Origin of the sequence: Paracoccus beibuensis (assembly GCF_026162625.1) — a bacterium.
In the GTDB taxonomy this organism is placed as follows: Bacteria; Pseudomonadota; Alphaproteobacteria; order Rhodobacterales; family Rhodobacteraceae; genus Paracoccus; species Paracoccus beibuensis.
In genome coordinates this window covers 82937-93228 of the sequence record NZ_JAOTBD010000012.1, presented here as the reverse complement: position 1 = coordinate 93228, position 10292 = coordinate 82937, and the positions used below count along the sequence as shown (strand labels likewise).

Genomic DNA, 10292 nt, shown 5'->3' with positions numbered 1-10292 from the left:
TTCGCCCGCAGGCGATCCTCGATCGGATCATGCGCGCCTGCGTCACGCAGTAGCGAAAAGGACGAGCTGTCGGTATTCTGCTTCATGGCGTGATCTCCCTGGCGTTGCCGCCGCCGGTCGGACGGGTGAGTGTCCACCTGCAGATCACGCCGCCAGCCAATTTCCACCAGGTCCGAGACACAACCCCGTCAGGCCCGGTGCGGCCTCGTGTAACAATCGTCGTTCATGGCGCGCTGAGCCCGCAGCCCACGCCCTTCCCGCTGAAGGTCGCGCTGCGCCACAACCTGTCCCTGCGCGGCTATGTCTACTCGGAAGTAACCGGCAACCCGGAAGTCTTGGCCCGCGCCGCAAGGTTTGCCGCAGAGGCGATCGCCGCGAGTATCCTGATGCCCCGGATCGACCGGGTTTTCCCGCTGGACAGGATCGTCGACGCGAACCGTTGACGTCTCAACATCTGCTGCCGTTCGAACTCGGCGGGTGACAGCATCGTGTTTCTCGCATGCTTGCGCTTCGGGTTGTAGAACATCTCGATGTCATCGAACACGTCCTGCCTTGCTTCGTCGCGGGTCCGATAGGTTCCGCGCCTGATCCGTTCACGCTCGAGCAGGTTGAGGAAGCTCTCGGCCGACCTGCATGGCATTCCAGCTTGACCCTTTCGTTCATTTGGGATGTGACGCCGGCATCCGCGCCGGCTGTGAGACCGGCGCAGGCTGAACACGAGGAAAACAATGGCCAGGCTGCGCGAATTGGGGATCAAGCCGGGCGCGCTGCCGCCTGGTGTTGCGAACTGCATTACCGATGTCGAAGGCGTCAGGGTAGGGCACGTCACACTGACGGGGGGCGGCATCAACACGGGCGTGACGGCTATCATCCCGCAGCCCGGCAACCTGTTCGAGACCAAGCTGACGGCCGCGGTCGAGGTGATCAACGGCTTCGGCAAGAGCGCGGGGCTCGTCCAACTCGCCGAGCTTGGCACCCTCGAGACGCCGATCCTGCTGACGAACACCTTCGGCGTCGGGACATGCAGCAATGCGCTGATCCGGCGCGCGATCGCGCAAAGCCCGGATATCGGGCGCGGGACGTCGACGGTGAACCCCGTCGTTTGCGAGTGCAATGACGGCGTTCTCTCGGACATACAAGCCATGGCGGTGTCCGAGGCGGATGCACTGCAGGCGATCGAGCAGGCCGGCACCGAGGTTGTCGAAGGGTCGGTCGGGGCCGGGACGGGGATGGTGGCTTTTGGCTTCAAAGCCGGGATTGGCACGGCATCGCGCCGGATCGACCTTGAGACGGGGCAGCACGTCCTTGGGGTTCTGGTTCTGGCGAATTTCGGCAGGGCCGGGGATCTGGTCCTGCCGGATGGGCGCCGGCCGGAGCCGCAGCGGGCGGGCGAAGCCGAGAAGGGCTCGGTCATCGTGATCCTTGCCACGGACCTGCCCCTGGACCAGCGCCAGCTGGCCCGCGTCTGCCGAAGGGCAGGGGCAGGGTTGGCGCGGCTTGGAGCGTTTTACGGCAATGGCAGCGGCGATATCGTGGTGGGCTTCACGACGCGGAACCGTGTGTCCCACCGCCCCGAGGTCGATGTAACGGCGCTCGAGCGGCTGGCGGACACGCGGATCGACGTCGCGTTCCAAGCCGCCTGCGAGGCGACCGAGGAGGCGGTGCTGAACGCGCTGTGCCAGGCGACGGCGGTTGAAGGGCGCGATGGCGCGGCGCGGCCGTTGCTGTCAGACTGGATGAGGTCGCTGCCCACCGAATAGGCACATTGGCTGCCGATGAAAAAAATTACGGTAGAAGAATCGCCGGATGAAAATAAAAGGTTCACAATGTGCCGCTGCGCCGGCTAAGACTATGCATCATAGGCAAGGAGCAGTCTGCCCATGACGGGTCTCAAGAGCATCATCGACGCACATTGGGCGGAGCTGACCTCCAACCAGCAGCGCGTCGGCGATTTCGTCCTGTCGAACCCATTCCTCGTCGCGACCATGGGGATCGAGGATTTGGCCGAGGCGGCCCGCGTCTCTCCGGCGACCATCACCCGTTTCGTCCGGCAGCTGGGGTTGAAGAACTACGCCGAGTTCCGCGCCATCGCGGTGCGGCGTTATCAGGATCTGCTTCGGCCGATCGAGAACGTCAGCCGGGCGCAGGACGCCTCCAGCGCGGATGTCGTCGCCTCGTCCATCGCATCGGCGCGCGCCAATCTGGGCGGGCTCGATGCGATGGCGGCCACCACCTGCGAGGCTTTGGTCGACCAGATGGTGGCCGCGAACCAGGTCGGCCTTCTGGGCTTCGGCAGCAGCGCGCGCTGCCTGACCTATCTGTACGGTCTGGCCGAGCCCTTCATTCGCAATCAGCATCTTCTGGACGGGACCGCGGGGCATGAGCGGATGGCCCGTCTGATCGGGCGCATGGGACCACGCGATCTGATCATCGCCATGACCCTGCCGCGCTACTCGGTCGCGACGATGGAATTCGTGCGGCTGGCGCGGGCCTCGGGCATACCGACGGTGGGGATCACCGACAGCGCGCATTCCCCGCTGACCGCGCTTTGCGACGACACGATCCTGCTGCCGGCAACGCATCCCGTGCTGAACAGCTCGGCCTTGGTCGGCTTCGCCTTCTTCGAGACGATCGCCGCCCTTTTGACCGCCCGATACCAAAGCACGTCCGACGCGACGGCTGTGACGCGCCTGATCTTTCCCTATCTCTACACGGACGAAGTCTCGTCCGGCACGGCCGCGAAGGACCTGGAATGACGACAGCACGACCCGACGCTTCAACTCCGACGATCCGCGTCGAGGGCCTCGACGTCGAATTTCGCACCGAGGACGGCGCCTTCAAGGCGGTCAAGAACCTCTCATTCGAAATCCGGGCGGGCGAGACCCTTGCCGTCGTGGGCGAGTCCGGGTCGGGCAAATCCGTCAGTTCGCTCTCTGTCATGCGGCTGGTCGAGTTCGGCGGCGGTCGGATCACCGGCGGCTCGGTTCGCCTCATCGGGCGCGACGGCAGCCCGCGCGAGCTGACGACGGTGCCGCTGCCGCAGATGGAGGCGATCCGCGGCAACGACGTCGCGATGATCTTTCAGGAGCCGATGACCTCGCTCAACCCGGTCTTCACGGTCGGCGAGCAGATCGCCGAGGCCGTGCGCCTCCATCAGGACTGCAGCAAGGCCGAAGCACGCGCCGAGGCACTGCGGATGCTGGAGAAGGTGCGGATCCCGGACGCCGCCAGCATTCTCGACCGGCACCCGCACCAGCTGTCGGGCGGCATGCGCCAGCGGGTGATGATCGCGATGGCGCTGTCCTGCAAGCCGCGCCTGCTGATCGCGGACGAACCGACGACCGCGCTTGACGTGACGATCCAGGCCCAGATCCTGCGCCTGATCCGCCTGCTTCAGGATGAAATGGGCATGGCGGTTCTGTTCATCACCCATGACATGGGCGTGGTGGCCGAGGTCGCCGACCGCGTGCTGGTCATGCGCCACGGCGAGAAGGTCGAGGAGGGCGCAGTCCACGAGATCTTTAACGCGCCGCAGCATCGCTATACCAAGGCGCTGCTGGCCGCCGTTCCTCGGCTTGGGGCGTTGAACGGGCAGAACCTGCCGCGGCCCTTCCCGCTTCTGAAGGACGGTGGCGACTATCGCAGCGCCGAGGGGTTTCACGACTACCCCGCGCAAGACACCGTAGCGTCCGACGAGCCGGTGCTGCAGGTGCGTGACCTGGTCACGCGTTTTGATATCCGCAAGGGCCTGCTGTCGCGGGTCACGGGCCGGGTCCATGCGGTCGAAGGGCTGAACTTTGATCTGCGGCAAGGCGAAACGCTGGCGCTGGTCGGTGAATCAGGCTGCGGCAAGTCCACCACTGGCCGCACGCTGATGATGCTGCAAGAGGCGACTTCGGGGCAGGTCATCTACAAGGGCCAGAATATCTTCGGGTTGCCTGCGCGGGAACGGAAGGCCGTTCGGCGCAAGATCCAGTATGTCTTCCAAGACCCCTTCGCCTCGCTCGATCCGCGACTGACCGTGGGCTTCTCGATCGCCGAGCCGTTGCTGACGCACGGATTGGCCTCGGGGCGGGACGTCGATGCGCGGGTGGCAGAGCTGCTGAAAGACGTGGGACTGCGCCCCGAACACGCGCATCGCTATCCCTACGAATTCTCCGGCGGGCAGCGCCAGCGGATTTGCATCGCCCGGGCTCTTGCGGGCGAGCCGGACGTCCTGATCACGGACGAGGCGGTCGCCGCGCTCGACGTGTCGATCCAGGCGCAGGTCATCAACCTGCTGATGGAGCTGCAGCGCAAGCGGGGCCTGTCCTACATCTTCATCAGCCATGATATGGCCGTGGTCGAGCGTGTCAGCCACCGCGTCGCCGTCATGTATCTGGGCCAGATCGTCGAGATCGGCCCCCGCAAGCAGGTCTTCGAGAACCCGCAGCACCCCTATACCCGCCGGCTGCTGGCCGCCGTGCCCGTCGCCTCGCCAGAGGCGAGGAATCGCGAGCGCCCGCTGATCGAAGGCGAGATCCCCAGCCCCATGCGTCGCGTGGACGACCCGCCGCAAATCGCCCCGCTGGCCCAGGTCGGCCCGATGCACTTCGTGGCCCGCCACCCGGTCGGCACCTACGCCTGACCGCCCAACAACCAAAAGGAGAGGTAAATGTCCCTGAAATCCCTGATGATCTCGTCCGCGCTCGGCGCGATGCTGCTGGCCCCCGGAGCGGCCGTGGCTCGCGATCTGACCGTCGCGATCCAGAACAACCTGACCGGGCTGGACCCCACCAACGTCAACGACACCCTGTCGCAGACATCGCTGCGCCTCATCTATCAGGGTCTGTTCGGCTTCGACCCCGAGATGAACCTGGTGCCGCTTCTGGCCGAAAGCTACGAGAGCAACGCCGACGCGACCGAATTCACCATCACCCTGCGCGAGGGCGTCGAGTTCCACGACGGCACACCCTTCAACGCCGAGGCGGTCAAGGTGAATATCGACCGGCTGCGCAACCCCGACAACAACCTGTCGCGCCGCAGCCTTGTCTCGATGGTCCAGGAGGTCGAGGTCGTCGATGACCGCACCGTGAAGCTGATCCTCGATGCACCCTTCGGCGCGATGATCGCGTCGCTCGCCCATCCGGGTGCGATGATGATCTCGCCCGCCGCGCTCGAGGAATACGGCAACGACATCGACCGCAACCCGGTCGGCACCGGCGCCTTCACCTTCACCAACTGGTCGGCCGACACGCTGGAGGTCGCGCGCAACGACGACTATTGGAAAGGGCCTGCAGAGGTCGACAACATCATTATCCGCTCGGTTCCGGAATCCGGCGCACGAATGGCGATGCTGCAGACCGGAGAGGCGCAGTTCGTCCCGAACTTTCCGCCTGAACTGCTGCAGGTCGTCCAGAACAACCCGGACCTGACGGTCGAGACCTCGCCTTCTATCGTCGAATGGTATGTGGCGCTGAACAACAACAAGGAGCCGTTCGGCAACAAGCAGGTCCGGCAGGCGTTGAACCACGCCGTCGACAAGGACGCCTTCTGCCAGGTCGTCTTCAGCGGCCTCTGCACGCCGGCTGACTCAATCATCCCGCAAGGCCTTGCCTTCCACGTCACCGCCGGTGAATACGAATACGATCTGGACCGCGCGCGCGAACTGCTTGCCGAGGCAGGCTACGAGGACGGGTTCTCGGCCGAAATCTGGGCCAACTCGAACACCGAATCCCTGCGCGCGCTGCAGTTCCTTCAGCAGCAGCTGGCGCAGATCAATGTCCAGCTGAACGTCGTCCCGCTTGAGGCCGGCGTCGCCGCGCAGCGCATCTGGTCGATAGAATCGCCCGAGGATGCCGAGGTGCAGATGTATTACGGCGGCTGGTCGTCCTCGACCGGGGATGCCGACTGGGGCATCCGTCCGCTGCTTCTGGGTGAGAACACCCCGCCCTCGATGTTCAACGTTGCCTACTATGCCAACGACGAACTGGACGCGGCGATCAACGGCGCCATCGGCACCGCTGATCCTGACGAGCGCGCGGCCTATTACGAAACCGCACAGAACCTGGCATGGGAAGGCGCACCGTGGATCTTCCTTGGCGTGACTGACCTGGTCGCGGCGCAGTCTTCGGACGTCACCGGCGTCCACATGCTGCCCGACCGCGGCTTCCTGCTGGAAGACGCAGCCTTCACCGAATGATGCACCTGCGGGGGCGGCCTTGTGCCGTCCCCGCCCTTCGACATGCGCGGGCCGGCCGACGGTCGGCGCCGTGATCCGGGGTGACCCGGCCGGGACAGGAACCTGATGCTCTCCTTTCTGATCAAGCGACTTCTGGGCACGGCCCCGGTCGTCCTGATGGTGATGATCGCCGTCTTCGCCTTCGTCCATCTTCTGCCCGGCGACCCGGCCCGTCTGGTTGCCGGCCCCGAGGCGACCGCGCAGGACGTCGCCGCCGTGCGCGCCTCGCTTGGGCTCGACAAGCCGCTGCCGCAGCAGTTCGTCACCTATGTAAGCAATACGCTGCAGGGGGATTTCGGCACCTCGCTGCGCACCCGCCGCCCGGTCGTGGAAGAGATCGGCATGCGCCTGATGCCGACGGTCTGGCTGACGCTGTTCGCGATGCTTTGGGCCGTGGCGATCGGGCTGCTGATCGGCGTCGTCTCGGCCGTCAGGCGTGGACGCTGGCAAGATTACGGCGGCATGATCCTCGCGGTCTCTGGGATTTCGTTTCCACCATTCTGGCTGGGCCTTCTGCTGATCAACCTGTTTTCGGTCCGGCTTGGCTGGCTGCCGACGGGGGGCTACGGCACCTGGCAGCATTTCCTGATGCCGTCCTTCACGCTCGGCCTCGGCGTTGCAGCCGTCATGGCCCGCTTCACCCGCTCGGCCTTCATCGAGATCGCGCGCGAGGACTATGTCCGCACCGCACGCGCCAAGGGTGTGCCGGAACGCCGGGTCATCTGGCACCATTCACTTCGCAACGCGCTGATCCCGATCATCACCATGGTCGGGCTGCAATTCGGCTTTCTTCTGGGCGGGTCGATCGTGATCGAGGCTGTCTTCGCATGGCCCGGCGTCGGGCGCCTGCTGGTCGATTCCGTTAGTTATCGTGACTATCCGGTCATCCAGGCGCTGGTGCTGATGTTCTCGATTCAGTTCATCCTGATCAACCTGCTGGTCGATGTCCTCTATGTCCTTGCCAACCCGGAGATCCGCTACCAATGAGCGACATCAGCACCAATCCAGGCGATATCGGCAAGACCCGCAAGCCCCTGGCCGAGTTCTGGCGGCGCTTTCTGAGACAGAAGGTTGCGCTGGTCGCATTGGCCTTCCTGGTCCTGCTGATCGCGGCCGCCATCCTGGCGCCTTGGATCGCCCCATATGATCCTTCGGCCCCCGACTACATGAACGTCCTGCAGGGCCCCAGCGCCGCCCATTGGGCCGGCACCGACACCTATGGGCGCGACATCTTCAGCCGCATCATCTGGGGCGCGCGCATTTCGCTGACGGTCGGCTTCCTGTCGGTCAGCCTCGGCGCACTTGGCGGCGTGGGGCTTGGCATCATCGCAGGCTATTACGGGCGCTGGATCGACAGCGCGGTCATGCGGCTCTGCGATCTGCTGCTGGCCTTTCCGGGCATCCTGCTGGCCATCGCGGTGATCGCGATCCTGGGGCCGGGGATCACCAACGTCATTTATGCCGTCGCGATCTTCTCGATCCCGGTCTTCGCACGGCTGGCGCGCGGCACCACGCTGCAGCTCAAGCGCGCGGTCTACGTCGACGCGGCACGCGCGGTAGGCGTGGCCGACGGCACCATCATGCTGCGCCACATCCTGCCGGGTACCCTGCCGAACGTGATCGTCTATTTCTCGATGCGCATCGGCACGTCGATCCTGACTGCGGCGGCACTGTCCTTCATCGGCCTAGGCGCGCAGCCGCCCTCGCCCGAATGGGGGGCGATGCTGGCGGACGGGCGCACCTACATGGGCGTGGCCGACCATCTGACGCTGTTTCCGGGCTTGGCGATTTTCCTGACGGTGCTGGGCTTCAACCTTCTGGGCGACGGGCTGCGCGATGCGCTGGACCCCAAGCTGCGCAACGGGTGAGGGGCGGGCATGCGCGTCTACATTTCCGCCGATATCGAGGGGGTGGCGGGCGTCGTGGCGCCCCAGCAGGGGCAGGCGGGCCATCCCGAGCACGAGAAGGCGCGGATCCTGATGACGCAGGAGGTCAACGCGCTGGTCGAGGGGCTGATCGAGGGCGGCGCAACCGAGGTGCTGGTGAACGACTCCCACGGGCAGATGACCAACCTTCTGCCCGAGCTGATGCATCCGGCTGCCGACCTGATCCTTGGCAAACCCAAGCCGATGAACATGGCTTGTGGTCTTGACGCGGGCTTCGACCTCTTCTGCATGCTGGGGCATCATTCGCGGGCAGGGGCGGGTGGGGTTCTGGCCCATACGACCAACGGGTTCGCCTTCGCCGAGGTCCGGGTAAATGGCACCCCGATGGGAGAGCCTGCAATCTATGGCCTCTACGCGGCTGAACTGGGCATTCCTGTCGGCCTGATCTCCGGCGATGATCTGACCGAAGCCGAGAACAGGCCTCTGTTCCCTGACGCGGAATTTGCCGTGGTCAAGCAAACCATTGGCCAACGCGCCGCGCGCCAGATGTCAGTGGCCCGCGCGCGGGCGCTGCTCCGCGAAGCGGGGCGGCGGGCGGCAAGTCGGAAGGATCGTCCCGCGCCGATCGCCCCGCAGGGCCCGTTCCGGGTGGAGTTTGCCGTAACCAGGGCGGTGTTGGCCGATCAGTTTGCGGTCCTGCCGCCCGTGAGGAGGCTCGACGCCATGACCGTGGCCTTCGACTGCGCCAGCATCGCCGAGGTCATCGGCTGGATGACTGCCCTTTCCGCGATGAGTTTTGCTGTCCGTTAACCTTACCCATAAGAGGCCGACCTTGACGACCTTCATCCCAGCCATCGCTCTGCACGGCGGTGCAGGCACGATCCTCCCCAGCAAGATTACCCCCGAAAAGGAAGCTGCGTTGCATGCCGCGCTTCGCAGCTGCCTCGAGGCGGGGCTGGTTCTCCTGCGCGATGGCGCGTCTGCGCTTGACGCGGTAACGGCATCCGTGATGGCGCTGGAGGATGATTCCCTCTTCAACGCCGGTCGCGGGGCGGTTTTTACCTCGGACGGCACGCACGAAATGGATGCGGCGGTGATGAACGGGACGACACGCGCCTGCGGAGCAGTCGCGGGCATCTGCGGCCCCCGCCATCCCATCCTCGCCGCCCGTGCCGTGATGGAGCAGAGCGAGCATGTCCTGTTGACCGGAGAGGGTGCCGCAAAGTTCTGCGCCTCTGCAGGACTGGAGATGATGACCCCCGAGTGGTTCGGCACCGACGCCCGCCGCGAGGCGCTTGAGGCCGAGCTGGAGCGGCGTCGCCTGAACCTGCCTGACGACGGAGATCCGGCCCGCAAGCATGGCACCGTAGGGGCTGTGGCCTGCGACATGCGCGGCCATCTCGCTGCCGCCACCTCTACCGGCGGCATGACGGCCAAGCTGCCCGGACGTGTGGGTGACAGCCCTGTCATCGGTGCAGGCACCTGGGCCGACGATGAGACGCTGGCCATGTCCGCCACCGGCCACGGCGAGTTCTTCATTCGGTGGGCAGTCGGTCACGAGATCGACGCCCGCATGAGATGGGCCGGTCAGGACCTGACGCGCGCGGCCGGCGATGTCGTCGCCGAATTGGGCGCGCGCGGCGGATCGGGCGGGCTGGTGGCTGTCGACCGAACCGGCACGGTCACGCTGCCGTTCAACAGCCCCGGCATGTATCGCGCCTGGTGCGACAAAAGCGGCGAGATCAGAACTGCAATATTCTCTGACTGATGGCCCACGTAAGGCGGATGGTCGTCCGGTGGGGCGCAGGGCGTTGTTCGGTGATGCTCGTTGCATCATGAGGTGGACCAAAGATCTCGCGGCAGCCCAAGCTGATGCAGACGCAAGAGCTGATCGACGTTCAAAGCCGCCTCCGCCACTCGCCGCGAAGTGCTAGAGTCTCAGATTTCGATCGAGGGCTGAATACAACCTTCGGATTATCTTTTGAGAAGCGAGAACCAGGTGAACAAGCTTTCCCGGCGCTAGAGGCTGCCTCAAGCGGGGGAAGGCCATGTACCAGCGCAAATTCCATAGCGTCGCGCTGGCATCGGGAAAATGAAGCTGCGCAAGCTGATGCAAAGCGATGGAAGCGCGGGTCAGGCTGATCCCATAAGCGACCCTGCAGCATCAAAGCAGCTTCTGCGCTCAA

Annotated in this window: 9 protein-coding genes and 1 pseudogene; 9 read left to right on the top strand and 1 reads right to left on the bottom strand. The window is 65.2% G+C overall.

Going from position 1 to position 10292, the window contains the following annotated elements; all coding sequences use genetic code 11:
• Positions 1 to 125: 125 nt before the first annotated feature.
• The gene (locus OC159_RS10075) at positions 126 to 443 is read left to right on the top strand and encodes an MDR/zinc-dependent alcohol dehydrogenase-like family protein (RefSeq protein ID WP_265501021.1); all 318 of its coding nucleotides are present in this window, start codon (positions 126 to 128) and stop codon (positions 441 to 443) included.
• Between the two features lie 5 nt (positions 444 to 448).
• Here OC159_RS10075 and OC159_RS10070 read toward each other — a convergent pair.
• Positions 449 to 625, bottom strand: a pseudogene (locus OC159_RS10070) (IS3 family transposase); the annotation flags it as partial.
• 103 nt (positions 626 to 728) lie between these two features.
• On the opposite strand from OC159_RS10070, the gene OC159_RS10065 reads away from it, so the two are divergent.
• From OC159_RS10065 to OC159_RS10030, 8 genes are all read left to right on the top strand, one after another.
• Positions 729 to 1760 (top strand): DmpA family aminopeptidase, encoded by a 1032-nt coding sequence (locus OC159_RS10065; protein WP_265501017.1) that lies wholly within the window; start codon positions 729 to 731, stop codon positions 1758 to 1760.
• A gap of 120 nt (positions 1761 to 1880) precedes the next feature.
• The gene (locus OC159_RS10060) at positions 1881 to 2756 is read left to right on the top strand and encodes a MurR/RpiR family transcriptional regulator (RefSeq protein WP_265501016.1); all 876 of its coding nucleotides are present in this window, start codon (positions 1881 to 1883) and stop codon (positions 2754 to 2756) included.
• On the top strand, positions 2753 to 4627 hold the full coding sequence (locus OC159_RS10055) for an ABC transporter ATP-binding protein (protein ID WP_265501015.1): 1875 nt from the start codon (positions 2753 to 2755) through the stop codon (positions 4625 to 4627). The genes OC159_RS10060 and OC159_RS10055 overlap by 4 nt, the downstream gene beginning before the upstream one ends.
• Before the next feature lie 27 nt (positions 4628 to 4654).
• Complete coding sequence (locus OC159_RS10050; RefSeq protein ID WP_265501014.1) at positions 4655 to 6181, top strand: glutathione ABC transporter substrate-binding protein; 1527 nt, start codon at positions 4655 to 4657, stop codon at positions 6179 to 6181.
• 105 nt (positions 6182 to 6286) lie between these two features.
• Complete coding sequence (gene gsiC / locus OC159_RS10045) at positions 6287 to 7207, top strand: glutathione ABC transporter permease GsiC (RefSeq protein ID WP_265501013.1); 921 nt, start codon at positions 6287 to 6289, stop codon at positions 7205 to 7207.
• Positions 7204 to 8088, top strand: coding sequence for an ABC transporter permease subunit (locus OC159_RS10040; protein WP_265501012.1), 885 nt, complete (start codon positions 7204 to 7206; stop codon positions 8086 to 8088). Before gsiC ends, OC159_RS10040 begins: the two co-directional genes overlap by 4 nt.
• A gap of 9 nt (positions 8089 to 8097) precedes the next feature.
• The gene (locus tag OC159_RS10035) at positions 8098 to 8916 is read left to right on the top strand and encodes a M55 family metallopeptidase (RefSeq protein ID WP_265501011.1); all 819 of its coding nucleotides are present in this window, start codon (positions 8098 to 8100) and stop codon (positions 8914 to 8916) included.
• A gap of 22 nt (positions 8917 to 8938) precedes the next feature.
• Positions 8939 to 9874 (top strand): isoaspartyl peptidase/L-asparaginase family protein, encoded by a 936-nt coding sequence (locus tag OC159_RS10030; protein ID WP_265501010.1) that lies wholly within the window; start codon positions 8939 to 8941, stop codon positions 9872 to 9874.
• The last annotated feature ends 418 nt before the right edge of the window (positions 9875 to 10292 follow it).

Coding starts and splice junctions, on each gene's coding strand:
- OC159_RS10050 (WP_265501014.1), top strand. CDS start 4,655: ATGTCCCTGAAATCCCTGATGATCTCGTCCGCGCTCGGCGCGATGCTG.
- OC159_RS10060 (WP_265501016.1), top strand. CDS start 1,881: ATGACGGGTCTCAAGAGCATCATCGACGCACATTGGGCGGAGCTGACC.
- OC159_RS10055 (WP_265501015.1), top strand. CDS start 2,753: ATGACGACAGCACGACCCGACGCTTCAACTCCGACGATCCGCGTCGAG.
- gsiC (WP_265501013.1), top strand. CDS start 6,287: ATGCTCTCCTTTCTGATCAAGCGACTTCTGGGCACGGCCCCGGTCGTC.
- OC159_RS10065 (WP_265501017.1), top strand. CDS start 729: ATGGCCAGGCTGCGCGAATTGGGGATCAAGCCGGGCGCGCTGCCGCCT.
- OC159_RS10035 (WP_265501011.1), top strand. CDS start 8,098: ATGCGCGTCTACATTTCCGCCGATATCGAGGGGGTGGCGGGCGTCGTG.
- OC159_RS10040 (WP_265501012.1), top strand. CDS start 7,204: ATGAGCGACATCAGCACCAATCCAGGCGATATCGGCAAGACCCGCAAG.